The organism is Methylobacterium sp. 190mf, assembly GCF_900107945.1.
Taxonomy (GTDB): Bacteria; Pseudomonadota; Alphaproteobacteria; order Rhizobiales; family Beijerinckiaceae; genus Methylobacterium.
The window spans coordinates 82,623-107,882 of the sequence record NZ_FNVI01000014.1 but is presented as its reverse complement, the minus strand read 5'-3'; the positions used below and the strand labels follow the sequence as shown (position 1 = coordinate 107,882).

Genomic DNA, 25,260 nt, shown 5'->3' with positions numbered 1-25,260 from the left:
GGCCCCACCGCCCAGCCGCCATATAGGGGCTGCCGCTCGGCCGCGCATCGGACGGTTAGGGCTTCCTCAAAGGCCCTCCGTCTAAAATTGCACACCGATGACGACCGCGCGTTCCCTGACCCCGGTGGATCCACCCCGCGACCGATCCGTCGGCGGGTGCGCGGACCCGTCGGCAGCGTCTGAGGCGGCGTCGGAGGCCGCGGCCGCGCGCGCCCTCCAGCGGACGATCCTCCGCCAGCAGGCCGGCATGCTGGCGCGGCAGGAGCGTGCCCTGGCGGCCGCCGGGATGGGCCTCTGGTCCTGCCGCCTGCGCGACGGCGCCCTCGACTGGTCCGGGGGCGTCCACGACCTGTTCGGCGTCCCCCGGGGCGCGGCGCTGCACCGGCCCCGGATCCTGGACCTCTACGAGCCGACCTCGCGGCGCCTGCTGGAAGCGCTCCGGCACCGGGCGATCGCCGGGAGCGGCGCCTTCGTGCTCGACGCCGAGATCCAGGCCGGGAGCCGGCGGCGCTGGATCCGGATCCGCGCCGCGGTCGAGACCGAGGACGGGCGCCCCGCCCGCCTGTTCGGAACCAAGCAGGACGTCACCGAGGAGATCGCCCGGCTGGCCGAGCTGAGCCGGCGCGCCGAGTGCGACCCGCTCACCGGGCTGGCGAACCGCCGCGGCTTCGAGGCGCGATTCGAGGCGCGGTTCGAGGCCGGCACGGACGGCGCCGGTCCGGATCCCCTCGCCGCCCTGCTGCTGATCGACCTCGACGGGTTCAAGCCGGTCAACGACGTCCACGGCCACGCGGCCGGCGACCTGTGCCTCCGGCGCTCGGCCGCGCGGCTCGCCGCCGTCTGCCGGGACGCGGCCCTCGTGGCCCGCATCGGCGGCGACGAGTTCGCCGTGCTCCTGCGGGCGCCCGTCGACCCGCTCGCGCTGGTGGAGCGCGGCCGGCGCGTCGTCGCCGCCCTGAGCCGGCCGATCCCGTATCGCGGCCGGGAGTTGCGGATCGGCGCCTCCGTGGGGATCGCGGTGGCAGACGCCGCGGCGATGTCCGCCGGGCGCGGCGGCCGCGCCCGGCTGTTCGGCCGGGCGGACGCGGCGCTCTACGCCGCCAAGGACGCGGGCGGGAACGCCGTCCGGATCGCCCTCGGCGGCGGCCGGTCAGGCGCCGGCGCTGCGCAGGCCGCGGTCGCGCTGGGGCCGGACTGATTCGCCGCCCTCGGGGACCGGCGCCGGCTGGATGAAGCGGCTGGCGATCTCGCCCATCGCGCTCTGCATCGTGTCGAGGCCCTGCACGGTGACGATGCTGGAGCCGGGCCCGAGCGGCGGGATGAAACCCGCCTCCGAGAGGGTCGCGAACACCGAGAAGTTCAGGTCGGTCACCACCTTCTGGCCGAGGCTCACGTCCACGATCCAGACGAGCAGCTCGAATTCCAGGAACGGGTCGCCGATCTTCTTGAACACCACCCGGGGCGGGGGCTCCTTCAGGACGTCGGAATGACCCTGCGCGCAGGCCGTGATCATCTCGGCGGCGCGCACCGGGTCCTGGTTGCGCAGGACGCTGACCGTGATGCTGACGCGCCCGGTCCGATCGCCCCGCACCCGGTTCTTCACCACCCCGGAGATCAGGTTCGAGTTCGGCACGATCACGGCCGAGCGGTCGAAGGTCTGGATCTCGGTGGAGCGCACCGAGATCCGCTTCACGATGCCCTCGGAATCGCCGATCACCACCTGGTCGCCGACCCGGATCGGGCGCTCCCACAGGAGCAGCAGGCCGGAGACGAAGTTGTTGACGATCGACTGGAGGCCGAAACCGATACCGACCGACAGGGCGCCGGCCACGATGGTGAGCTTCTCCAGGCTCAGGCCGAGATACGAGAAGGCCAGCGCCAGCGCGATCAGGAAGCCGCAATAGCCCGCCACCGTGGTGATCGAGTTGCGCAGGCCCGCGTCGAGGTCGGTGGCCGGCAGGTAGGTGTTCTCCAGCCAGCGCTGCACCCCGCGGGTGATGAACACGCCGACCACCAGGATGCCGATCCCGAAGGCGATGCTGGAGAGCGAGATCGTGACATCGCCGACCTTGAAGCCGAAGAAGGCCTGCCGGACCGACGAGACGATGTCGGTGGAATCGAGCCCCCAGGGCGCCAGCACGAGGACCGCCGCCGCCAGGAACAGGATGAGCCGGGTCGCGCCGGTCGTCAGGACCGAGATCTGGTTGAGCGAGCGCTTGCGCAGGCCGGTATTGGCCTGGAGCGTGGTGGCGAGCCGCGTCTCGTCGCTGAGCGCGCGGCCGACGAAGATGTCGACGCTCTGGACCAGCAGGTAGAGCAGCACGAGGACCGCGGCGTCCCAGATCAGCTGGTCGATCAGGAAGGCCGCGAAGGCCACGTAGCCCACCAGCGCGCCGAGCCCGATCAGCGCCACCGCGGCCCAGCCCAGGAGCCGCGCCGGCCCGCCGATGCCCGTCGTGGTCTTGGTCGGCACGTAGGGGCCGAAGCAGGCCTCCTCCTCCTGCTCGGTGTCGGCGAACCGGTGGAGGCCGACCGCGAGGATCAGCGCGGTGGCGACCGCCCCGATGCCCCGCGTGGCGATGGAGATCGGCAGGGCCGCCGAGATCCCGGAATTCAGGGCCTCGACGGACTTCACCACGGTGATCACCGTGGCGATGCCGACGGCGAGCCGGGTCAGGCGCGTGGCCGCCGCGTCGCTCACCGGGGCGGGCCGCCACGCCGGCTTCTCGGGGCTGAGCAGCCCGTCGCAGAGGGCCTCCACGAAGGCGATGAAGGCCAGCCCTCCGAGGATCGCGGCGGCGACCGGCAGGAGCCGGGACGGCAGCAGGTTGGTGGAATCGAGGGCGTAGTAGACCGCGTAGGACCCGGCCACGGCCGGCACGGTGCCGAGCAGGATCACCCGCCAGGCGGCGAGCATCACGGCGCGCCGCGACGGGTCGGTCTTGGTGGCGTCCCGGCGGGCGCCCTTGGGGGCGATGTTGCGCCGGCCGAAATACAGCGCCACCGAGATCCCGAAGGCGAGCCCCAAGAACAGCAGGTTGGCGAGGTTGCCGTTGCGGGAAAACAGCAGCCCGATATCCGACACGGCGCTCTGCAGGGCGCGCGTGTCCCGGGGGACGTCGCCCATCACCTTGGTCCAGAGACCGGGGCCGACCAGCGGCTGGGAGCGCTGGAGCAGGTCGCGGGTGAACGATTCACGGCGGCGATTCGAGACGCGGTCGACGATCTGGTCACCCTGCACCACCAGGGAGCGGGCGAGGCGCTGGGTCTCGTCGATGCGGGTGACGGCGGCCTCGCGCTCGGCGCGCTCGGCGGCGACGTCGGCGCTCTCCTGGGTATCCTTGGGTTTCGGCCCGAGCTGAGCCAGGCGCTCGCGCGCGGCCTCCAGCGGCGCGTCGAGCCGGGTGACCAGGGTGCGGATCTCGTCGGTAACCGTCACGGCGCTGTCGCGGATGGCGGTGAGGTCGGCCACCGTCAGCTCCGTGTGGCCGAGCTGCTTCTCGCGGGCGTCGAGCTCGGTCTTGGCGGCGTCGAGCTTGGCTCGGACCTTCTTGAACTGCTCGGGAACCTCGGCCATGGCGGCGGGCGCGGGCTTCGCGTCGGCGGGTTTCGCGTCGGGCGCCTTCGCGTCGGGCGCCTTGCCGTCCGCGGGCTTGGCGTCGGGCGCGGCCTTGGTGTCGGCGGACTTGTGATCAGCGGGCTTCTGATCGGAAGACTTGGCGGCGGGCGCCGGATCCTGGGCGAAGGCCGGCAGGGTCAGGGCCGCCGGGGTTGCGAACACCAGCGCGGCGAGCAGGGCGAGTGCGCGGGACGGGCGCGGCGCGCCCTCCGGCTTCCGGGTCCGCGCTGGGATACGATGCATGAGCAACCTCTCGTCGGGCGCGCGGCGGCCGGCCGGAGTCCGGCATCGGCGAATCGGCGGCGATCGGGGACCGGGCGGGCCTCCTGGCGGCCGGGCGCTCTGGGCGAGCAATAGGGCGAAACCGTGCCGCTGCCCACCCCGGGCCGGATCCCGCGCCGGGTCCCACCCCCGCGAGCCCGCTGTGGGTGCGTCCCCGGGGCTCATCCGGAAAAGCTTCACAAGGGTGTCACGCTGGGATTAGATGAACACCTGATGGACAGGGCCTTTTCGTTGCTACGCGAAAGGGCGCGGCCGGTGGCGATACCGGCCCGGCCCGGCCGCGTTCCGGATGCTACCGCATCGACCGGCGCCCCCGCGCGCCGGCCCGCCGCCCTGTTGTTCCCTCCGTCTCTCCCGTCAAGCCGTCGCTCCGCGCGCCGGCCCGTCCTGCATCGGCCCCGGGCCGGTTCGGACGGGCCGGCGGGGCGGCGGCATGGTCCCGCGCGTCCCACGCGCCAGAGCTAGTCCGAAGAGTCGCGCCGATGATGGATCTCCAAACCCTCGTCCTCAACGCGGATTATCGGCCGCTCTCGTACAATCCGCTCTCCCTCTGGTCGTGGAAGGACGCCTTCACGGCCCTGTTCCTCGACCGCGTCACCCTGGTGGCGAGCTACGACGTCGAGGCGCGCTCGCCCTCGCGCGCCCTGCGGGTGCCGAGCGTCGTGGCGCTGAAGAACTACGTGGCGTTGGCCCGCAGCCCGGCCTTCACCCGCTACAACATCTACCTGCGCGACGGTTTCAGCTGCCAGTATTGCGGCCTGCGGCTGCCCTCGGGCGGCCTGACCTTCGACCACGTGGTGCCGCGCTCCCGGGGCGGCCTGTCGAGCTGGGAGAACGTCGTGGCGGCCTGCTCGCCCTGCAACCTGCGCAAGGCCAACCGCACGCCGGACGAGGCGGACATGCCGCTGATGACCGAGCCCCGGCGGCCGACGCGCTACGAGCTGCACCACCGGCAGCCCGAGTTCGATCACCGCCAATACCATCACACCTGGCTCGACTACCTGTACTGGGACAGCGAGCTGGAGAGCTGAGGGCGGCGCGGAGGCCTCACCAGGCCGGCTCGCGGCGGGGCGGCTCGTTGTACATCGGGACGTTGTGGTTGCGCGGCAGGTAGCCCCGCACCAGCACGGGCGGGGGGACGGCGGGAACGGACGGCACCGGACTCCGGTATCGAACGCTGCGCGGCGGATGCGGGTCGCGCGGCCAATCCGCCGCGACGGCGGGGTCGAGGAGCGGGCCGGCACCGAGCAGCAGGACGGTGAGCCGGATGGTGCGTGCGTGCTGCATGAACAGGCTCCCGCCGAAGCGCGGCATCAGAACTTGACGGCCGCGCCGGCCCGGACGGTGTTCAGGTTGACCTTGTGCCCGTCGAAACTGCTGAACAGCACGTACTGATACTCGGCGCGCAGGAGGATGTTCGGCGTGATCGCGTACTCGACGCCCGCTCCCGCCGCCACGCCGGCGGTGACCTTGGTCCTCGACTGCGTCTGGATCGAGGTGAACGGGGTCCCGTTGTAGGGCGCGCTCTGGTTGAAGCTCGTGTAGCCGTAATTGTTCACGTAGGTCGGCGTCCCGGCCAGAGTCGCGTTGTAGGCCGTCAGATTGAAGCCATAGTTCTGATAGCTCGTCGTATCGGCGACGCGCGCCCGACCGATGGCGATGCCGCCAGTGACATAGGGCAGGAAATTGCCCAGGGCGTAGCCGACCCGCGCGCGCAGCGTGCCGTAATCGTTGACCCGCGTCGCCGTGGATCCACTCAGGCTCACGGTATCGTAGCTGCCGGCGGCCGACATTTGGGTCCGCGCAAGACCATCGCTCGACACGCCCATCCGGCCGAAATTCGTGTAGTCCCCCTCGATGCCGAAGACGAACTCGTCGAACTGAACGTTGTAGCCCGCGAAGGCGCCGAAACTCGTGTCGCCGACTCGCCGCGATGGCGGGCTAAGGAGCGTCGAGGCGTGGAAGTCGGACTCACCCGTCGTGTTGTGCGAGTCCCGGTAGATCAGCGGTTGGAACGCGCCCTTGCTCCCCATGAGCGCGGAGGTGTAGCCGCCGTGGCCGCCGACATACACGCCGCTCCAGTCGACCACCGGGGCCGGGACCGGGTCGTAATCCGCGCCGCGCAGGTAATCGTAATCCAGATCCGCGGCGCGCGCGGTGTTCACGCCGCAGAGACCGAGAACCGCCAGCAGCGGGAAAGTGACGGTACGCATCGGGATCGTCCTGGGACGGAAAAGACGGACGGCGGATCGAGCCTCGACACGGTGATACGCCGGTAACCTTAATTCTCCGTTGCTCGACTGCGATAGGTCAGTCCCGATCCGGGGATGCCAGTCCTGGGACGTCGTGGCGGTTATTGGGTCGGCCAAGGACGGGCTGAGGACAGGCCGAGAACCGAGCCTGTCGCGACGGGGCGCCGAAACGCGAGACGGCGCGGAGACCCTCCGCGCCGTCGTCGTCCGTCAGGGGAATCGCGGTCGAGGCGCGATCAGTACTTGCGCACCAGCGGGCCGGGGATCGGCTCAGGCATCAGCGGCGGCAGCGGGGCCGCCACGAAGCCACCGAGGTAGTAGCGCAGGCCGATCTTCACGTCGTGCGCCTCGATGTCCTTGATCTTGATCGCCTGTAGGCTGCCGGTGCAGCACGGGACGAAGCCCGGGCCGGTCTCGGCCTTGCCGAGGTTCAGGTAGCGGTAGGCCACTTCGATCTTCAGCGCGTCGGTCACGTTGTAGGCGAGACCGGCGTGGAGCGCCCAGGCGAGGCTGCCGGTGGTCTTGTCCTTGTAGAACTTGCTGCCGCTGTTGGTGTTGTAGACCGGATTGCCGTTCGGGTCGTAGACCGGGGCGTACGGGATGCAGCCGCAGCCGGCATTGGTGTAATCGTACGCGTAGGTCGGGCTGGTGAACTGCTGGTTGGTCGAGTAGCTCGAGACGTGGTTGAACGCGTAGCCGACGCCGCCGCCGATGAACGGCGTGATGCCGTACCACGTGCCGAGGTCGAAATAGGCGTTGGCCAGCACCACCGCGGAGTCGAAGTTGCCGCTCGACTTGTTCACGCCGTACGAGCCGAGCCCGTTGTCGAAATCCGGACCCTTGTAGTACTCGCTGCCGCGCAGGCCGGTGGAGTAGCGGTACTCACCGGTGATGTCGCCGCGCAGGAACGGGGTGAACTGGTAGCCGACGCCGACGCCCGCGAAACCGCCGCCGCCGACCGCGTTGCCGAAGGCGCGGTTGGACTCGGCGTAGCCGGTGTAGTCGTAGGCGTCGCTGTAGCGCGGACGGGTGTAGATGCTCGCGCCCACGTCGCCGCGCAGGTACCAGCCGCCGCCGACCTCGATCGGCGGGGGCGGCGGGGGCGGGGGCGGCGGGAGCATCAGATCCGCGGCCGCGGCGAGGCAGGGCGCACCGACGCTCGCCGCGAGCGTCAGGCTACGCACCAAAGCGTTCAGCTTGGAGCGGGCCATGAGGATTCCTTCACTGGACTCGTGAGCCGGACGCGCGGCGCGCGGTCCCGGGGTACGAGGGCAGGATGGAAGGAACGTCTTAAATCCGGCTTAACGTTAAATGTTAGGCTTGCGCATCCGTTGCCGAACTGTCGAAACGGATATCCGGGCGAGACTTGCTTGTTTCGGCTGCGCTGCGCCGCCGGGGTCAGCGCAGTTCTTCTGTGGGGGCCGGACGGCGCGGGGGCTGAGGCCGCATGGGACCCGACGACGTGCGCATCCTGGCGCTGATGCTGCCCGAGGCGGTAGCGGGCGCCCACAGCGGCAACCCGGATTTCCGGGTCGGCGGCCGGGTCTTCGCGACCCTCTGGGTCGAGGAGGCGCGGGTCGTGCTGCGCCTCGCGCCCGCGGATCAGGCCGCCCTCTGCGAGGCCGAGCCGGACCTGTTCGCGCCGCTCGACGGCGCCTGGGGGCGGCGGGGCTGGACCAATCTCGACCTCGACCCGTGCGCGGAGGAGGTTCTGCGGGCGGCGCTGCTGGCGGCGTGGCGGATGACCGCAGCCGCGGGGCTGCGCGCCGCCTACGCCGATCTGGGCTGACTCGGGCTGCCCCCTTCGGAGTCGAGCCGCGCCCCTCCGGGGCTCCGGCCTCAGGCCGCCGCGCGGGTGACGGCGTCGACCACCTCGTCGACCACCGCGTTGACGAGGCCGCGGTCGTCGCCCTCGGCCATGACGCGGATCACCGGCTCGGTGCCCGAGGGGCGGATCACGAGGCGGCCGGCATTGCCGAGCCGCTCGCGGGCGTGCTCGATGGCGCTGACCACGCTGTCCTCGCGCAGGGGCTCGCCGCTCCGGTAGCGGACGTTCTTCAGGATCTGCGGCAGCGGGTCGAAGCAGTGGCAGACCTCGCTCACGGGCCGGTTCTGCCGCTGCACCACGCTCAGCAGCTGCAGGGCGGCCACGAGGCCGTCGCCGGTGGTCGTGTAGTCCGACATGATGATGTGGCCGGACTGCTCGCCGCCGAGGTTGTAGCCGTGCGCCCGCATGTGCTCGAGGACGTAGCGGTCCCCCACCGCCGTGCGGGCCAGGGTCAGGCCGAGGCCGCCGAGGAACCGCTCCAGGCCCAGATTCGACATGATCGTCGCGACCACGCCCGGCTGCGTCAGGCGCTCGTCCTCCTTCCAGGAGCGCGCCACGACGGCCATGAGCTGGTCACCGTCGACCACCTGGCCCTTCTCGTCCACGATCAGCACCCGGTCGGCGTCGCCGTCCAGCGCGATGCCGATATCGGCCCGGCGCTCGCGCACCATGTCGATCAGGGCCGCGGGCGCGGTCGAGCCGACATCCCGGTTGATGTTGAACCCGTCCGGCTCGGTGCCGATGGCGATCACCTCGGCGCCGAGCTCCCACAGGGTCTCGGGGGCGACCCGGTAGGCCGCGCCGTTGGCGCAGTCGACCACGACCCGCAGCCCGTCCAGCGTCACCTGCCGCGGGAGGGTGCGCTTGGCGAACTCGATGTAGCGGGCGTGCACGCTCTCGATGCGCTTGGCCCGGCCGAGGTCGTTCGAGCCGGAGAGGCGCTTGTGCATGTCGGCGTCGATCAGCCCCTCGATCTCGTGCTCGATCGCGTCGTTGAGCTTGAAGCCGTCGGGCCCGAACAGCTTGATGCCGTTGTCCTCGAACGGGTTGTGCGAGGCCGAGATCATCACGCCGAGATCGGCCCGCATCGAGCGGGTCAGCATCGCCACGGCCGGCGTCGGCACCGGCCCGAGCAGGAGCACGTCCATGCCCACCGAGGTGAAGCCGGCGACGAGCGCGGTCTCGATCATGTAGCCCGAGAGGCGGGTGTCCTTGCCGATCACCACCCGGTGGCGGTGGTCGCCGCGCTGGAACACGAGGCCGGCGGCCTGACCGACCTTGAGGGCGAGCTCCGGCGTGATCACGCCGTTGGCCCGACCCCGGATGCCGTCGGTTCCGAAATACTTGCGCACCATCACGTCTCCGGCGCCCGGTCTCGCGGACCCGGCACAGCTTAGCAGATTATCGCGCCCGCCGGCGGCTCACCGGCCGGCAGAGTCAACGGGGTGCTCCCCGACAAAGGCGGTCGAAATGGGGCGCCCGGCGCGCTGCAGGAGCCACGGCGCCGAGGCCGAAACCAGCGCGAGGCCCGAGACGGTCAGCAAGCCGAGCACGAGCCGGCGGAAGGCGACCTCGCTGAGGCCGAGATAGATCCGGGTGCCGAGCAGCGTCGGGACCAGCATCGCCGGCAGGACCACCGCCAGGATCGGCAGCGTCGCCCGGGTGACGAGCCCCGCGGCGAGGTAGGTCGCCAGGGTGACGCTGAGCATCGCGAGGTTGAAGTTCTGGATCACCGAGCGCTGCACGTCGCGCTCGTAGCGGCGCAGGGTGCACCAGAGGGTCGGCAGCATGCCCGTGAAGCCGCCGAGCCCGCCCATCATCCCGCCGCCGAGGCCCACCGCGGCGTCGGCGAGCCGGCCGCCGGCCGCGATCCGCGGTAGGTTCCGGGCGAACAGCATGGCCGGGCACCAGACCATCAGCAGGAGGCCGAGGAGCGTCTTGAACCAGTCGGCGTCGAGCCGCGGCAGCAGGAGGACGCCGAGGGGGATGCCGGCGAGGCCGCCGAGGACGAAGGGCGCGAGGCGCCTAGTCTCGAACCCGCGCCGGACCGAGACCGCCGCGATGACCTGGCCCGTGAAGGCGCCGGAGACGGCCAGCACGGCGGCGAGCTGCGGGTCGATCACCCAGGCCCAGAACGACAGGGCCGTGAGGCCGAAGCCGAAGCCCGACAGGCCCTGGACGAAGCCGGCGACGACGGCGCCGAGGGCGACGACGAGATAGGTCGAGACCGGCATCGGGGGTTTCGCGGCGGCCTGTGGAAGGGACCTGTGTTTCCGATTCGGCGGAGTCCGCGGAGCCTCCGGCCAAGCTGACGCGCGCGATCCGCCGACAGGAGGGCCGGTTTGTCACGGGAGACGCGGCGACGATCACGCGTCGCCGGCGAACGCCGCCGCTGATGAGGGAGCGCGACGCGGCCCCACGCGCGGTCCTGACAGCGTCCTGAAAGCGCACCAAATCCGCACGCGCGTCGAAGGAGGCCGCACGGAACGAAAAAGGGCGCCTCGCGGCGCCCCCTTCGCTCGTCCGATTCCGCGACCTCAGGCCTGCGGCTGCGGCTCCAGGCCGCCGTCGCTCTCCTTCGGCCGGCCGCGGCCCGCCGAGGGGACCGAGGAGCCCCGGGCCGGGGTCGGCGGCACGTCGCCGCCGTCGCGGATCGGGGGCTGGCCCTTGAGCAGGTTGCGGATCTCCTCGCCCGAGAGGGTCTCGTACTCGAGGAGCCCCTGGGCCAGGGCCTCCAGGTCGTCCTTGTGCTCGGCCAGGATGCGGCGCGCCTCCTCCAGGCCGGTCTCCACGAGGCGGCGGACCTCGGCGTCGATCTTCTGGGCGGTCGACTCGGAGACCGATTGCTGCCGGCCCATCGACATGCCGAGGAAGACCTCGTCGTTGTTGTCGCCGTACGCGACGGTGCCGAGCTCGGGGCTGAAGCCCCAGCGGGTCACCATCATCTTGGCGAGCCGCGTCGCCTGCTCGATGTCCGACTGCGCGCCCGAGGTCACCTTCTCGCGCCCGAAGATCATCTCCTCAGCGATGCGGCCGCCCATCATGATCGCCAGCCGCGAGGTCATCTGCTCGAAGCTCATGGAGAGCTTGTCGCGCTCGGGCAGCTGCATGACCATGCCCAGCGCCCGACCGCGCGGGATGATGGTCGCCTTGTGCACCGGGTCGGTGGCCGGGACGTTCAGCGCCACGATGGCGTGGCCGCCCTCGTGGTAGGCGGTGAGCCGCTTCTCGTCCTCGGTCATCACGAGGGTGCGCCGCTCGGCGCCCATCATGACCTTGTCCTTGGCGTCCTCGAACTCGTGCATCGTCACGATGCGTTTTCCGCGTCGAGCGGCGAGGAGCGCCGATTCGTTGACGAGGTTCATCAAGTCGGCGCCCGAGAAGCCCGGGGTGCCGCGCGCGATGGTCTTGAGGTCGACGTCGGGGGCCAGCGGCACCTTGCGGACGTGGACACGCAGGATGCGCTCGCGGCCGGTGACGTCCGGGTTCGGCACCATGATCTGGCGGTCGAAGCGGCCGGGACGCAGCAGCGCCGGGTCGAGCACGTCGGGGCGGTTGGTCGCCGCGATGATGATGACGCCCTCATTGGCCTCGAACCCGTCCATCTCCACGAGGAGCTGGTTGAGGGTCTGCTCGCGCTCGTCGTTGCCGCCGCCGAGGCCGGCGCCGCGGTGGCGGCCGACCGCGTCGATCTCGTCGATGAAGATGATGCAGGGCGCGTTCTTCTTGGCCTGCTCGAACATGTCGCGCACGCGGCTGGCGCCGACGCCCACGAACATCTCGACGAAGTCGGAACCCGAGATGGTGAAGAACGGCACGTTGGCCTCGCCCGCGACCGCCCGGGCGATCAGGGTCTTACCGGTGCCGGGCGGGCCGACGAGCAGCACGCCGCGCGGGATCCGGCCGCCGAGCCGCTGGAACTTCTGCGGGTCGCGCAGGAACTCGACGATCTCCTGGAGATCCTCCTTGGCCTCCTCGACGCCGGCGACGTCGTCGAACGACACCCGGCCGTGGGCCTCGTTCAGGAGCTTGGCCTTCGACTTGCCGAAGCCCATGGCGCGGCCGGCGCCGGACTGCATCTGGCGCGAGAGGAAGATCCAGGCGCCGATGAAGACGAGGATCGGCAGCCAGCTCACGAGGAGCTGGATGAACCAGGGGGTGTTGTCGGACGGCGGGCGGGCGGTGATCTGCACGCCCTTGCCCTGGAGCTTGGAGACCAGGCTCGGGTCGTTGGGCGCGTAGCTCGTGAAGTTGCCGCCGCCCACGTAGGTGCCGGACACGTCCTGCCCCGAGATCACCACCGACTGGATCTTGCCGGCATCGGCGTCGTTCAGGAGCTGGCTGTAGGCGATCTCGCTGCCGCCGCCCCGGTGACCCGGGTTCTGGAACAGGGTGACGAGGGCCAGCACCAGCAGGAAGATGACGACCCACAAGGCAAAGTTGCGAAAATTCGGGTTCATCGATCAATCCCTGGCGCGTGCGACCCCCAGGACGGACCCGCCACGCGGCTATTCCGGTCCATCCGTGCACACTCCGCCAATGTAGGCGGGGGGCTCTCCCTTGCCAAGTAAGTCGGGAGACCCTGCGGCGAGGGCAGCACCTGCGGGTCCGTGCCGGCGTGGCGGCGCCGGGGCGAGGCTCACGCCCCCGCCCGCGTCGGCGGCGACGAGGATCCCCGCGAGGGTGCGGCGGACCGGCTCCCGGCGGCGCAGGGCCGGCAGGAGCGATTCGAGGACGAGGGCCTCGAGGCGCTCGAGGCGGCGCGGCGCCGCGCCGGCCCGGGCCAGGGCGAGATCCAGGCAGCGCAGGGCCACGGCGTCCGGCAGGGCCGCCAGGGCGCGCCCGTCGAGGCGCAGGCCCGCGCCCGTCTCCGACCCGGGCCGGAGCGCCCCGTCGAGGGCCTGCTCGGCCGCGCCCCGGAGCGCGGCCTCGTCGCGGGCGGCGCGCTCGGCGAGCCGGGCGAGGCGCGCCCGGGTCAGGCCCTCGCGCTCCAGGGCCGGCCAGGCCGTGCGCAGGCGGCCGCGGGCGAAGCGCGGGTCGCCGTTGGCGGGATCGCGCAGATACCCGATGCCGCGCGCCGCGCACCACGCCTCCAGGCTCGCCTTCGGCAGGTGCAGGAACGGGCGCCCGAGGGTGAGGCCGGGACCGAGGTCCCGCTCGGCGCGCATGCCGGCGAGCCCCGCGGGGCCGCTGCCGGCCGCGAGCCGGATCAGCACCGTCTCGGCCTGGTCATCCCGCGTGTGGCCCGTCAGCACGAGCCCGGCGCCGACCGCCCCGGCATGGGCGGCGAGGAGTGCGTAGCGGGCGGTGCGGGCCGCGTCCTGCAGGCCGGTGCCGGGCTTCGCGCCCGTCCAGGTCAGGGTCGCGTGGGGCAGGTCCAGCGCCCGGGCGGCGCGGCCGACGCCCTCGGCCTCCGCGCCGGATTCCGGCCGCAGGCCGTGATCGACGGTCGCCACGCGCAGGGACGCGCCGGTCGCGTCGCGCAGGCACGCGGCGGCGTGCATCAGGGCGCTCGAATCGGGACCGCCCGAGACGGCGAGGAGCACGCCCCGCCCGCCGCGCGCGGCCCGGTCGAGCCAGGGGCGGAGGGCGCCGAGGACCGGGTTGCCCGAGTCGCCCGAGTCGCCCGAGTCGCTCAGAGCGCCCGAGACGCTCAGGCGCCGCAGCGGGCGCGCTTCTGCTCGCGGGCGACGCCCTGGCGGACGCCGGTGCCGGCATTCGGGAACTTCCGGTCCAGCTCGGCCAGGGTCGCGCAGGCCTGCTCGCGGGCGCCGAGCGCGTTGAGCGTGACGCCGAGCTTCAGCATGGCGTCGGGGGCCTGGGCGGAGCGGGCGTAGTCGGTCGAGACCTTCAGGAACTGCTCGGCGGCCTCGCGGTTGCGGCCGCGGGCGAGGTAGCTCTCGCCGAGCCAGTAGGTCGCGCCGGCGACGCGGTTGTCGCGCGGGTGCGACTGGATGAACTGGCGCAGGCCCATCTCGGCCTGCTCGTACTGCTTGGCACGGTACAGCTCGACCGCGGCGTCGAAATCGGCGGCCGGATCTCCGGTCCGGGTCGCCGCCACGCTCTCGGAGGGCCGCGCCGGGATCGCCCCGGTCCGGGCCGGCGGCCGCAGGTCCACGGGCTCGTCGTAACCGGAGGTCCCGGCCTCCGAGTCGTCCTCGCCGGACTCGTTGAGCGCGCCCTGGGGCAGGCGCTGCGGCCGGGGCGCCGCCTCGGCGGCCTCCTCAGCCTCGCGGGGCGGCAGCGGCGCGGAGGGCTGCGTGCTGCCGAGCTGCATCGGGGCGCCCGGGGCGCCGGGGGCCTGCGACGGGTCAAAGGCGTCGCCGCGCTTCCCGGGGCGGCCGGCGCCCGGATTGCCGCCGTTGACGGGCCCCGACGGCGCGGGCGCGGCCGAGGGTTTGCCGCCCTTGCCCTCGTTAAGGCGGTACTCGACGTCCTCCTGGAACTTGCGCAGCTGCTCCTTGAGCTGGCGGTTCTCGTACTGGAGGGTCTCGATCTGCCCGGCCATCATCCGGGACTGGTTCTCGATGCGGCCGAGGCGCACCACCAGTTCCGAAGCGTCCTGCGCGGCGGCCGGGTGGGCGAGGAGCACGGCACCGACGGCGGTGGCGAGGGCGAGGCGGGTGCGAAGGCGGGCGGGCATGGTACGGCTGCGGTCCGGTGTCGGCGCGAGGCCCTATCAGATGCGCCGCACCGCGGCAAAACTGCGGCGCGGGTCGAAGGAGTGATCGAAGGCCGTGATCGAGAGCATCGATCGGAGGCGGCGGCCGAGAGCCGCCTCCGGGGTCGTTCGCGCGGCGGCCTACGCGCCGGCGCCGCGGTCGAGGACGATCACCGCGCGGCGGTTCTGCGACCAGCAGGAGATGTCGTTGCACACCGCCACCGGCCGCTCCTTGCCGTACGACACGGTCCGCATCCGGCTCGCCGCGATGCCGCGGGTGGCGAGGTAGTCGTTCACCGCCTGGGCCCGGCGGGCGCCGAGGGAGAAGTTGTACTCGCGGGTGCCGCGCTCGTCGGCGTGGCCCTCGATGATGAAGGTGTAGCGCGGGTAGCGCTGCAGCCACGCGGCCTGCTTGTCGAGGGTCGCGGTCGCGGTCGGCGTCAGGTCGGTGGAGTCCGACTCGAAGAAGACCCGGTCGCCGATATTGACGACGAAGTCCTGCGCGCTGCCCGGGGTGGCGGCGCCCGCCCCGAAGGCGGAGGCGTCGGCGAGGTCCTTGTCGTTGCTGCAGGCGCCCAGGCCGAGGGCGGCCACGAGTGCGAGGCCGAGGGCGGCGGCGCGGAAACGCTGGGGCATGGTCTGAAAAACTCCTCGAGCGGTGCCGAAGGCCGGCTGCTGGTCTTCGAGGCGGGTCCGCGTAATCCTGGCGCCGTTGGTAGGCGGGGTTGGTTAAGCGACGGTTCCGCCGGGCGGCGCGGGAGCGTGGTGACGGTCCGCACCGATCGACGGCGTGCGCTGACGCACCCGGACGCGCCCGGAATGCGGCGGCGGCGGGGCGGCGGGCCGCGACGCGCCATTTCGGCCGCCTCGGTTGCGGCGCTGCAACAGGCGCCGGGCCTCCGCCGGTAACGGTCGCGGGCCGGGCTTTAAGAGATCCTCAACCCTATCGGTCCCTTATCGGCGGGCCGAAGACCGGACCTCCCGCATGCGCCCCGCCCAGAGCGTCCTCATCGTCGAGGACAGCTACCTGCTCCTCGAGATCGTCGCGAGCCTGTGCGAGACGCACGGCATCCGGGTGATCGAAGCCTCGACGGGCGAAGCTGCGCTGACCGTCCTGCGCGACCGGGGTGCGGCGATCGACTGGCTGTTCACCGACATCCACCTGCCCGGGCTGATCGACGGCTGGACGGTGGCCCACGCCTTCCGGGCGATCCATCCGGACCGGCCGGTGGTCTACACCTCGACGGACACGCACGGCCGCAGCGGCGTGCCGGGCAGCCTGTTCCTGCGCAAGCCCTTCCAGATGCAGGAGGTTAACCGCCTGGTCCGGATGATGGTCGAGGGCCTGGGCGAGGCCGGCTCCGAGAGCCGGCTCTGCGCGGCGGGCTGAGTCACGGACCCATCCCAGCCGGTCCGTCATCGCGGGCGCAGCGACGGGTCTGCCGGCCGGACGCCCCGGGTCGCGGAGGCGGCCTCAGCCGCCCCGGAACAGCGCGACGATCTCCGGCGCGGCGAGCCACGCCTCGACCCGCGGGCAGGCGAGATCCCCGGGGGGCATCGCGTCGTAGAGGGCGAAGCTCGCCGCGACGAAGCCCGGCAGGTCGTAGAGCACCGGGAAGTCGTCGCCCCGCGGCTTGGTCTTGAACAGGTACGAGCCGGTCAGGCCGAAATGCTCAGCGATGGGCGGGTAGATCGGCCAGACCACGTCCTGGGCCAGCTCGTCGCCGAGGTAATCCTCGATCTCCACGGGCTCGGGCGTGAGCCCGTTCTCCTGCAGCAGCCGCCTCGCGATGTCGCCGAGGACGTGGACCTTGGGATGGTTCATCAGGTGCATGAAGGCGCCGCGGCGCGCCCAGCGGGTCACCTCGCGCTCCAGCCCGAAACCCAGGGCGTCGGCCGCGCCGACGAGCTCGCGCACCGCCGGGTCCCAGTGGTCGAGGTAGCCCAGGCGGGCGAACACGTCCTCGCGGAACAGGGCGGCCGTGCGGCCAGCATCGAGGCCGAGCCGGTGGGCGGTGACGACGATCGCCGAGTGGTACTGGCCCAGCGGCGACGGCGTCAGCTTCAGCGCGGCGAGGTCCGAGGCCTGCCCGACATAGACCATGTCCGGGTGGAAGGCCGAGAACACGATCGACGGGAACAGCTTGAGCCGCGGGTCGGCCGCGCGCACAGTGGCGGCGTCGCCGCCGGGGATCAGCCCGGCCGGGAAGGCCTGCGAGAAGACGTGGTCGTGGGCGCGCAGGGTCCGGATCAAGCCGTCGACATGGCCGTGGTCTCGCTTCAGCGAGCCCATGGGCAGGTAACGGACCGGGCTCTTCGGCGCGAGCAGGCGCATGGCCCGGGCGATGCCCCGGGCCTGGCAATTGCCCAGCACCGCGATGCTCGGCCCGTCACGGGTCGTGGCGGTGCGGGCGCGGTTCCGCCATGGTGTCGCCCAGGTGGGGGCCCAACGGGTAGGCGTCCAATCGGGCGCCGAGCGGGTGAACGCGCTGCGGGCGCGCCGGGGCAGGTCGTTCAGGGCCACGTCGCGTGCCGGTGTCAGCGGACGGAACAGCGCCCCCGAGGGCCTGCCGCCGTCGTGAAGAAGAGGGTTCGAAGATGGCGTTGAATCCGTATACGGGTCTACCGGCCGAGCGATTCTGGCGCAAGGTCGTCACCAACGTGCCGCCCTTCGCGGTCAATCCGCACCCGAAGGACACGTTCGTGATCGGACCGACCGACAAGGTCGCCACCGGCGGCTCGTGCTTCGCCCAGCGGGTGGCCGAGGCGGTGCGCGGCGCCGGGTTCAACTACTACCTGACCGAGCCGCCGACCCCCGGCATGAGCGCCGAGGAGGCCAATGCCCGCCAGTTCGGCACGTTCTCGGCGCGCTACGGCAACCTCTACTACACGCGCCAGTTCGTGCAGCTGTTCGACCGGGCCTACGGCACGTTCGAGCCGGAACTGAAGGCGTGGCTGCGCGACGACGGTCGCTACGTCGACCCGTTCCGCCCGACCGTCGAGCCGGCGGGCTTCGCCAGCGAGGCCGAGGTGGTCGCGGCGCGCGACGCGCACCTCGCCGAGGTGCGCCGTCTGTTCGAGACGCTCGACGTGTTCGTGCTGACGCTCGGCCTCACCGAGGGCTGGCGCTGGCGGGCCGACGGCGCGGCGCTGCCGCTCGCCCCCGGTGTCGCGGGCGGCACGTTCGACCCCGCGCTCTACGAGTGCGTGAATGCCGGCGCGGGCGAGGTGCTCGGTGACCTCAACGGCTTCCTCGACCGGCTCTGGAGCGTGAATCCGAAGGCGCGGGTGATCTTCACGGTCTCGCCGGTGCCGATGATCGCCACCTACATGGTCCGGCACGTGATGGAGTCGAACAGCTACTCCAAGTCGGTGCTGCGGGTGGCGGCCGGCGAGGTGGTCGGCCGCGGCGACCCGCGGGCGGTCTACTTCCCCGCCTACGACATCGTCACGAGCAACGTGAATGCCGGGCGCTACTACAACGAGGACCAGCGCACCATCAACGACGCGGGCGTGCGCCACGTCATGCGCCTGTTCCTGGCGACCTTCGCCCGCGACCGGGTCTCGCCGGCGCCGACCCACGCCCCCGTCGACCTCGCGGCCGAGTTCGAGGGCAATGCCGGCGTGATCTGCGACGAGGAGGAGATCGAGCGCAGCGTGGCGTGACGGGGGGCCGAGATCGTTACCGGAGCGGCGGCGGCCATCGGGCGGCCTGCATCGTCTTCACGAGCGTAGCGAAGTGACCCAGGGCGACGCGACATCGACAGTCGTGGCGCTGCCTGGATTGCTTCGCTCCGCTCGCAAAGACGGCAGCGCTCCGAAGATCCCGCCGGGCAACCGCTCGAGCCCTTCGCGACCGTCACGGCGGCCGGGGCGATCCCGCGTTTGCCTCCAGCCCGGCCTTTCGGGCAAGCTCGGCCGCCCGGGCGCTCGCGCCTATCGGAGACGAATCCCTTGAGCCTGCCCCCGCCCCGCCGCGCCGACCACGACATCGATCCGGTCTTCGTGAAGCGGCACTCGCCCCGCGCCTTCACGGGCGAGGCCGTGCCCGAATCCGAGCTGATGCGGATGATCGAGGCGGCGCGCTGGTCGCCCTCCGCCTACAACTCGCAGCCCTGGCGCTTCCTCTACGCGCTCCGGGGCGACGCCCACTGGGACACGTTCTTCGACTTGCTGGTGCCCGGCAATCAGAAATGGGTGTCCGGCACCGGCGCGATCCTGTTCCTCGTCTCGAACGGGCTCATGAAGGTCGGCGACGAGCTGAAGCCCTCCTACAGCCACTCCTTCGACGCCGGCACCGCCTCGCTGGCCTTCCAGCTCCAGGCGATCCACCAGGGCTGGCACGCCCACGGCATGGTCGGGTTCGACCACGTCCGCGCGCCCGCGGTGCTGCGTCTGCCCGAGAACCACCGGATCGAGGCCGCCTTCGCGGTCGGCCGCAAGACGCCCGAGGCGGACCTCACCGAGGAGCAGCGGCCCCGCGAGACCCCGAACGGCCGCCGGCCGATCACCGACTTCACCATCGCGGGACCGTTCCCGCAGGCCGCCGGCTGAGACGGGCCGGAACCCGCTCGGACGGCCGGGGATTGGCTCCGCATCGCGACGCCGTCGCAGGTCCGTGGGCGCAGGCCCACGGGCTCGACCCGGGCCGGCAGGGGGCCGCCGCCGCGCGCCTCCTGTCCGCCCTCCGACGCTTCGGGAGCTGGCTCATGGATCCGTCCGACACCGCCGCGTCCGACCCGTTCCGGGATGACGGGCCGTTCGACCCCGTCCCCGGGCTGCAGACCGTCGCCGACCGCCACGGGGTCAGCCCGGACGCGGTGCGCCACCTGGTCCGGGCCCTCGAGCGTGGCCACGGCACGATGGCGCAGTTCGACCATCCCGATCTCGGCGGGATGGGGCAGTGGTTTTCCGGCGGGATGGTGATGGTCGGCCGGATGTTCGACGACGCGCTGAAGGCGCGGGTCGACGCGCTCTGCACCGAGCTGGCCGGGGCGCTCCCCGCGGGGGGCTTCTCGGAGGCCGCGCCCGCGGCGCGGCGCGGCGGCGGCGAGTGGTGGCCGGCCGGCCTCGGGGATCCGGCCAGCACCGGCGCGCAGGACGGGCTGCGCTACGCCTATTTCCCGGACAGCCGGCGGCTCGCCGTCGACGCGGGGTCCGGGGTCGCGCTGTACGATACCGGCGAGCACCGCATCACCGGCGTTTCCCAGGCGAACGGCAGCCTCGGCTTCACGGGACCGTCCGGGGCCGTCGCCCTCGACCGCCTGCGCCGGATCGAGGCGGAGGTCGCGGCGCCGCGCCAAGCGGACCCGGGCCGAGCGGACTCGGCCGAGATCCCGGCGAAGGCCGCCCCCGCCGCTTCGCAGGCCGCTGCGGCTGCCCCTTCGGCGGCCCCGGACCGGTCGTCTCCGGACGCGATCCTCGCGACCATCGAGCGGCTGGCCGACCTGCACGCGCGCGGCGTGCTCACCGACGCGGAGTTCGCGACCAAGAAGACGGAGCTGCTGGCCCGGCTGTGAGGGGCGCCCGGTCGCCGTACCCGCCGGCCCCGTCCCGAGGCGCGGAGGCCTCGCGGGATGCGGGCGCGGATCGGACCCTGCCGGGTCCCGACGGCCTCAGGCGATGCCGACGCGCAGCAGGTCGTGGACGTGCACGATGCCGACCGGCCGGCCGTCGGTGACGGCGAAGACCGCCGTGATCAGCCGGCGGTTCATCAGCTCCAGCGCGGCCTGGGCCAGCTTGTGCGGCTCCACGGTCACCGGGTCGCGGGTCATGACGGTCGAGACCGGCGTGTCGAGGAGCGTCGGACCCATGTGGCGGCGCAGGTCGCCGTCCGTGACGATGCCGACGAGGCGCCCGGCCGCGTCCGTGACGCCGACGCAGCCGTAGCGCCGCGCCGCGATCTCGATCATCACCTCGGACATGAGGGCGGTCTCGTGCACCAGCGGCATGTCCTGGGGCCCGTGCATCACCTGCTGCACGGTCCTGAGGCGGGCCGCGAGGGTGCCGCCCGGATGCAGGGTGTGGAAGCGCGCCGAGGTGAAGCCGCGCCGCTCCAGGAGCGCCACCGCCAGGGCGTCGCCCAGCGCCAGCTGGATCAGGCTGGAGGAGGTCGGCGCGAGGTCGTGCGGGCAGGATTCCCGCACGCGGGGCAGTTCCAGCAGCACGTCGGCGGCCTTGCCCAGGGTGCTCTCGCCGTTGCGGGTGATCGCCACCAGAGGGATCGAGAACCGGCGGCTGAAGCCGACCAGGTCGGACAGTTCCGCGGTCTCCCCCGACCACGACAGCGCGATGATGACGTCGTCCCGGGCGATCATCCCGAGGTCGCCGTGGCTCGCCTCGGTCGGGTGGACGAAGAAGGCGTGCGTGCCGGTGGAGGCCAGCGTCGCGGCGATCTTGCGCCCGACATGCCCGCTCTTGCCGATGCCGCTGACGATGACGCGGCCCTTGCTCTGCAGGATGGTCTGCACCGCCTCCTCGAAGGCCGCGCCGAGCCGGCCCTGGAAGGCCGCGCTCGCCTCCTGCAGGGCCGCGATGCCGAGTTGGAGGCTGCGGATCCCGAGGTCGCGGGTGGTGGCGAGATGCGCCGACGGCGCGTCGTAGCGGTCGTCGCGCAGGGCGCTGGAGGCGGGAGCGTTCATCGTGTCCGTTCTTGACCCGTCGACCGGATCCGGCACCGGGGGCCGGAATCGGGGAGCGGCGCAGCGAGGCGTCTCCGGCGACGCTAGGCAGCCGTCGTGGTTGAAATGTGACGCGGGGACGACGCAGCGCCGCACGCCGGTTGAAGGCGCGGCCGCCGGGGTCCATGCTCCCGGCACGCCATCCCGCGCGCCGTCCCGCGCCGCGGGCCCCAGGAGGGCAAGAGCCCCATGACCATCCGCTTCCCCGACCCCGATCCCGCGATCCTCGCCCGCCGCGAGGCGATCCTGGCCGGCCTCGCACCCCTGGTCGCGCCGGAGGCGCTGGTGGTCAGCGAGGACGAGCGCCGGGCCTTCGAGACCGACGGGCTCACCGCCTACCGGCAGATGCCGCTCGCCGTGGTGCTGCCCTCCACCACCGCGGAGGTCGCCGCCGTGATGGCCTACTGCCACGCCAACGGCGTGCGGGTCGTGCCCCGGGGCGCCGGCACCTCGCTCGCGGGCGGCGCCATCGCGCAGGCCGACGCGATCATCCTCGGCGTCGGCAAGATGACCCAGGTCCTCGACATGGACTTCGCCAACCGCACGGCCCGGGTGCAGAGCGGCATCACCAACCTGGCGATCTCCGGGGCGGTCAGCCACGAGGGCTTCTTCTACGCTCCCGACCCGTCGAGCCAGCTCGCCTGCACGATCGCCGGAAACATCGCGATGAATTCGGGCGGCGCGCACTGCCTGAAATACGGCGTGACCACCAACAACCTGCTCGGCGTCACCCTGGTGCTCAATGACGGCACCGTGGTGGAGATCGGCGGCCAGCACCTCGACAGCGGCGGCTACGACCTGCTCGGCCTCGTCTGCGGCTCGGAGGGGCAGCTCGGCATCGTCACCGAGGCGACCGTGCGGATCCTGCGCGCCGCCGAGGGCGCGCGCCCGGTGCTGGTCGGCTTCTCGAAGGTCGAGGATGCGGGCGACTGCGTCGCGGCGATCATCGCGGCCGGGATCATCCCGGTGGCGATCGAGTACATGGACCGCGAGGCGATCCTCATCACCGAGGACTTCGCCCAGGCCGGCTACCCGCGCGACGCCGAGGCGATGCTGATCATCGAGGTCGAGGGCTCGGACGCCGAGTGCGACGCGATGCTGGCCCGGATCGAGACGATCGCCCGGGATTTCCGCCCGACCAGCCTGCGCGTCTCGCGCTCGGAGGCGGAATCGGCCGCGATCTGGAAGGGCCGCAAGTCGGCCTTCGGCGCCACCGGCCGGATCTCCGACTACATCTGCATGGACGGGACGATCCCCACCGGCCAGCTCGGGCCGGTGCTGGAGCGGATCGGCGCCATCTGCGCCGAGAAGGGCCTGCGCGTCGCCAACGTGTTCCACGCGGGCGACGGCAACCTGCACCCGCTGATCCTGTTCGACATCAACACGCCCGGCGAATTGCAGAAGGCCGAGGCCGCGGGCGACGAGATCCTGAAGCTCTGCGTCGAGGTCGGCGGCTGCCTCACCGGCGAGCACGGGGTCGGCATCGAGAAGCGCGAGTTGATGCGCTTCCAGTACGACCAGGTCGATCTCGAGCAGCAGATGCGGGTCAAGGCGGTGTTCGATCCGGACTGGATGCTGAACCCCGCCAAGGTGTTCCCGCTGGACGGGCGCCTCGCGGCCTGAGCCGCGCCGCGCGCGGGGTCCGGCCGAGAGCTTGGCCGAGAGCCCGGCCAAGAGGTCTGGCGAACAAGTCCGGACCGGTGCGGGTGCGATCGTCTCCGATCGCCCGCCCCCGTCCGGGCCTCGCGGCCGCGCTCAGGCGGCCTCGACCTTGCGGCTCGCCCGGGTCTTGGTCGCGGCGGTCTTGCGGCGACCGGAGGCGGGGGCGGAGGCGGCAGCCTCCTCCTCGGCGGCGGCCTTGTCGGACGCCGGGGACCGGCCCGGCTGGCCGAGGCCGAGGCTCTTGGCGAGCGCCGAGCGCTGCGCCGAGTAGTTCGCCGAAGTGGTCGGGTAATCGGCCGGCAGGCCGTAGCGCTCGCGGTAGGTCTGCGGATCGAGACCGTGCTTGGTCAGGTGACGCTTCAGCGTCTTGTACGACTTCCCGTCGATGAAGCTGACCAGCCCGTCGGGGCGGATCGACTTGCGGATCTGGGCGGGCGTCGGCCGCTCGACGCTCTCGGTCGCCGGAGCGACGGGGCCGGCCCCGATCGTGTTCAGCGCCTCGTGGATGCTCGCGATCAGGGCCGGCAATTCGGCCGAGGGCAGCGAGTTGTTGGAAACGTAGGCCGCGACGACGTCCACGGTCCGCTCGATGAAATCCAATTGCGATGTCGGCGCAGCTTCTGACATTCTCTCGTTCCTCGGCACAAATGCCTGATGGGATCCCCACTTTCGCGAGTTAAGTCAGCGTCCGAAAAATGCAAGCCGCGCCATACAATTATCTGTGATGAGACCGAAGTCTAACTCTGCATCACGCGGCGAGGCTTACAGGGTATGGTTGCATTGGCGCCACTTAATGGACACTTCTGAGAGGCTTTATCGGTGTCCGCCCGGCGAATGCTAGTCGCTTCCTCGAAGCGGGTTTTCGCAGCCGGCAGAGACCTTTACCCCCGGGTCAGGGGCCGGCTCTAGACGGTCGTATACGATTGCCGCCCGGTCGTGCGGGCACAATGCGCAATCTTCGTACAGTTGTGCGAGCGCGGGGCGAGGCCCTGCGTCATTTTCGCAACCCGCGCGGCCTCAGGCGAAAGTCTTGCGCGGATCGAAGGCGTCCCGCACGGCCTCGCCGGCGAAGACGAGCAGGCTCAACATCACGGCGATGACCAGGAAACCGGTCAATCCGAGCCACGGCGCGGTCAGATTGTCCTTGCCCTGCGCGAGAAGCTCTCCGAGGGACGGCGAGCCCGGCGGCAGGCCGAAGCCGAGGAAGTCGAGCGAGGTCAGGGTGGTGATCGAGCCGTTCAGGATGAACGGCAGGAAGGTCAGCGTCGCCACCATGGCGTTCGGCAGCAGGTGGACCGTCATGATCCGGATATTCGACAGCCCCAGCGCCCGGGCCGCCCGGACATACTCGAAGTTCCGCGCCCGCAGGAACTCGGCGCGCACCACGCTCACCAGCGCGACCCAGGAGAACAGCAGCATGATCCCGAGCAGGACGAAGAAGCCCGGGGCGATGAAGGCCGAGATGATGATGATCAGGTAGAGGGTCGGGATGCCGCCCCAGACCTCGATGAAGCGCTGGAAGGCGAGATCGACCCAGCCGCCGAAATAGCCCTGCACGGCCCCCGCGATGACCCCGATCACCGACGAGACCGCGGCCAGGATCAGACCGAACAGGACCGAGATGCGGAAGCCGTAGATCACCCGCGCCAGCACGTCCCGCGTGGTGTTGTCGGTGCCGAGCCAGTGCTGGGGAATGTCCGCGCAGGTCGAGCCGCCGAGCTTCTCGGCGACGGGCTTGCACTGCGCGTCCGTGAGCATCCAGGTCGGCGGCGACGGCGAGGGCGTCGGCAGGTCCTCGTTGATCGTGTCGTACGCGTACGGGATCGGCGGCCACAGCGCCCAGCCGTTCGCCGCGATCTCCCGGCGGATCTCGGGGGAGCGGTAGTCGGTCGTGGCGAGGAAGCCGCCGAACTTCTCCTCCGGATAGTCGACCAGGACCGGGACCAGCCACTCGCCCTTGTAGGACATCACGATCGGGCGGTCGTTGGCGATGAACTCCGCGAACAGGCTGAGCACGAACAGGACCGTGAAGATCACGAACGATCCGTAGCCGAGCCGGTTGCGGCGGAAATTGTCGAGGCGGCGCCGGTTGAGCGGCGACAGCCGGGCGCGCCGGCCGGCGGCCCCGGGCAGGACCGGCGGCGGCGCGCCCTCGTCGGGCCGCAGGACCAGCGGCTGGGCGCCGGGCATCGGCGCGGGCACGACCTCGCTGTCGCCGGGACGCGTGACCTCGTTCATCCGTGCTGCCTCCCGAGCCGCGTCGCGCGCGCGCCGGC

General features: G+C 71.8%; 22 protein-coding genes. 8 read left to right on the top strand and 14 right to left on the bottom strand.

All coding sequences use genetic code 11. The features are described from left to right. Positions 1-247: 247 nt before the first annotated feature. The gene (locus tag C4T42_RS17835) at positions 248-1,198 is read left to right on the top strand and encodes a GGDEF domain-containing protein (RefSeq protein ID WP_244603222.1); all 951 of its coding nucleotides are present in this window, start codon (positions 248-250) and stop codon (positions 1,196-1,198) included. Here C4T42_RS17835 and C4T42_RS17830 read toward each other — a convergent pair. After that, a complete protein-coding gene (locus C4T42_RS17830; protein WP_103985559.1) occupies positions 1,151-3,862 on the bottom strand; it encodes a DUF3772 domain-containing protein in 2,712 nt (903 codons plus the stop codon). The genes C4T42_RS17835 and C4T42_RS17830 overlap by 48 nt on opposite strands. Positions 3,863-4,383: 521 nt before the next feature. Here C4T42_RS17830 and C4T42_RS17825 point away from each other — a divergent pair. Then, positions 4,384-4,932, top strand: a complete 549-nt coding sequence (locus C4T42_RS17825) for an HNH endonuclease (RefSeq protein WP_020094004.1) — start codon at positions 4,384-4,386, stop codon at positions 4,930-4,932. 16 nt (positions 4,933-4,948) lie between these two features. Here C4T42_RS17825 and C4T42_RS17820 read toward each other — a convergent pair whose 3' ends face one another. The 3 genes from C4T42_RS17820 to C4T42_RS17810 form a co-directional block, all read right to left on the bottom strand. Continuing rightward, complete coding sequence (locus C4T42_RS17820) at positions 4,949-5,188, bottom strand: hypothetical protein (RefSeq protein ID WP_026605058.1); 240 nt, start codon at positions 5,186-5,188, stop codon at positions 4,949-4,951. Between the two features lie 26 nt (positions 5,189-5,214). Then, positions 5,215-6,114, bottom strand: a complete 900-nt coding sequence (locus C4T42_RS17815; protein WP_020094006.1) for an outer membrane beta-barrel protein — start codon at positions 6,112-6,114, stop codon at positions 5,215-5,217. A 275-nt stretch (positions 6,115-6,389) separates the two neighbouring features. Continuing rightward, on the bottom strand, positions 6,390-7,364 hold the full coding sequence (locus tag C4T42_RS17810; protein WP_020094007.1) for an outer membrane beta-barrel protein: 975 nt from the start codon (positions 7,362-7,364) through the stop codon (positions 6,390-6,392). Positions 7,365-7,600: 236 nt separating this feature from the next. Here C4T42_RS17810 and C4T42_RS17805 point away from each other — a divergent pair, with 236 nt between their 5' ends. Continuing rightward, complete coding sequence (locus C4T42_RS17805; RefSeq protein WP_103985558.1) at positions 7,601-7,942, top strand: MmcQ/YjbR family DNA-binding protein; 342 nt, start codon at positions 7,601-7,603, stop codon at positions 7,940-7,942. 50 nt (positions 7,943-7,992) lie between these two features. Here C4T42_RS17805 and glmM read toward each other — a convergent pair whose 3' ends face one another. The 6 genes from glmM to pal all read right to left on the bottom strand — a co-directional run bounded on the left by glmM (position 7,993) and on the right by pal (position 15,278). Next, on the bottom strand, positions 7,993-9,333 hold the full coding sequence (gene glmM / locus C4T42_RS17800; protein ID WP_026605059.1) for a phosphoglucosamine mutase: 1,341 nt from the start codon (positions 9,331-9,333) through the stop codon (positions 7,993-7,995). Between the two features lie 69 nt (positions 9,334-9,402). After that, a complete protein-coding gene (locus C4T42_RS17795) occupies positions 9,403-10,215 on the bottom strand; it encodes a sulfite exporter TauE/SafE family protein (RefSeq protein WP_103985557.1) in 813 nt (270 codons plus the stop codon). A 303-nt stretch (positions 10,216-10,518) separates the two neighbouring features. Next, positions 10,519-12,441: an ATP-dependent zinc metalloprotease FtsH gene (ftsH, locus tag C4T42_RS17790; RefSeq protein WP_012321255.1), complete on the bottom strand. Its 1,923-nt coding sequence runs from the start codon at positions 12,439-12,441 to the stop codon at positions 10,519-10,521. Between the two features lie 48 nt (positions 12,442-12,489). Beyond that, complete coding sequence (gene tilS / locus C4T42_RS17785; protein WP_103985556.1) at positions 12,490-13,527, bottom strand: tRNA lysidine(34) synthetase TilS; 1,038 nt, start codon at positions 13,525-13,527, stop codon at positions 12,490-12,492. A 107-nt stretch (positions 13,528-13,634) separates the two neighbouring features. Next, entirely contained in the window at positions 13,635-14,624 is a 990-nt protein-coding gene (gene ybgF / locus C4T42_RS17780; RefSeq protein ID WP_020094012.1) for a tol-pal system protein YbgF, read from the bottom strand. Between the two features lie 159 nt (positions 14,625-14,783). Then, positions 14,784-15,278 (bottom strand): peptidoglycan-associated lipoprotein Pal, encoded by a 495-nt coding sequence (gene pal, locus C4T42_RS17775; protein ID WP_012321252.1) that lies wholly within the window; start codon positions 15,276-15,278, stop codon positions 14,784-14,786. A gap of 349 nt (positions 15,279-15,627) precedes the next feature. On the opposite strand from pal, the gene C4T42_RS17770 reads away from it, so the two are divergent. After that, positions 15,628-16,032, top strand: coding sequence for a response regulator (locus tag C4T42_RS17770; RefSeq protein WP_020094013.1), 405 nt, complete (start codon positions 15,628-15,630; stop codon positions 16,030-16,032). Positions 16,033-16,116: 84 nt separating this feature from the next. On the opposite strand, the gene C4T42_RS17765 is transcribed toward C4T42_RS17770, so the two are convergent. Beyond that, the gene (locus C4T42_RS17765; RefSeq protein ID WP_026605060.1) at positions 16,117-17,166 is read right to left on the bottom strand and encodes a WcbI family polysaccharide biosynthesis putative acetyltransferase; all 1,050 of its coding nucleotides are present in this window, start codon (positions 17,164-17,166) and stop codon (positions 16,117-16,119) included. A 74-nt stretch (positions 17,167-17,240) separates the two neighbouring features. On the opposite strand from C4T42_RS17765, the gene C4T42_RS17760 reads away from it, so the two are divergent. From C4T42_RS17760 to C4T42_RS17750, 3 genes are all read left to right on the top strand, one after another. After that, on the top strand, positions 17,241-18,308 hold the full coding sequence (locus C4T42_RS17760) for a GSCFA domain-containing protein (protein WP_103985555.1): 1,068 nt from the start codon (positions 17,241-17,243) through the stop codon (positions 18,306-18,308). Between the two features lie 288 nt (positions 18,309-18,596). Continuing rightward, on the top strand, positions 18,597-19,196 hold the full coding sequence (locus tag C4T42_RS17755) for a nitroreductase family protein (RefSeq protein WP_020094016.1): 600 nt from the start codon (positions 18,597-18,599) through the stop codon (positions 19,194-19,196). A gap of 155 nt (positions 19,197-19,351) precedes the next feature. After that, entirely contained in the window at positions 19,352-20,161 is an 810-nt protein-coding gene (locus C4T42_RS17750; protein WP_103985585.1) for an SHOCT domain-containing protein, read from the top strand. A 96-nt stretch (positions 20,162-20,257) separates the two neighbouring features. On the opposite strand, the gene C4T42_RS17745 is transcribed toward C4T42_RS17750, so the two are convergent. Beyond that, positions 20,258-21,283: a KpsF/GutQ family sugar-phosphate isomerase gene (locus C4T42_RS17745; protein ID WP_020094018.1), complete on the bottom strand. Its 1,026-nt coding sequence runs from the start codon at positions 21,281-21,283 to the stop codon at positions 20,258-20,260. 228 nt (positions 21,284-21,511) lie between these two features. Between C4T42_RS17745 and C4T42_RS17740 the strand changes: the two genes are divergently transcribed. Beyond that, positions 21,512-22,945, top strand: coding sequence for an FAD-linked oxidase C-terminal domain-containing protein (locus C4T42_RS17740; protein ID WP_020094019.1), 1,434 nt, complete (start codon positions 21,512-21,514; stop codon positions 22,943-22,945). Between the two features lie 132 nt (positions 22,946-23,077). Here C4T42_RS17740 and C4T42_RS17735 read toward each other — a convergent pair whose 3' ends face one another. Together C4T42_RS17735 and C4T42_RS17730 are read right to left on the bottom strand one after the other, a co-directional pair. After that, the gene (locus tag C4T42_RS17735) at positions 23,078-23,611 is read right to left on the bottom strand and encodes a MucR family transcriptional regulator (RefSeq protein ID WP_026605062.1); all 534 of its coding nucleotides are present in this window, start codon (positions 23,609-23,611) and stop codon (positions 23,078-23,080) included. 390 nt (positions 23,612-24,001) lie between these two features. Further along, complete coding sequence (locus C4T42_RS17730) at positions 24,002-25,222, bottom strand: ABC transporter permease (RefSeq protein ID WP_100252500.1); 1,221 nt, start codon at positions 25,220-25,222, stop codon at positions 24,002-24,004. Positions 25,223-25,260: the final 38 nt, after the last annotated feature.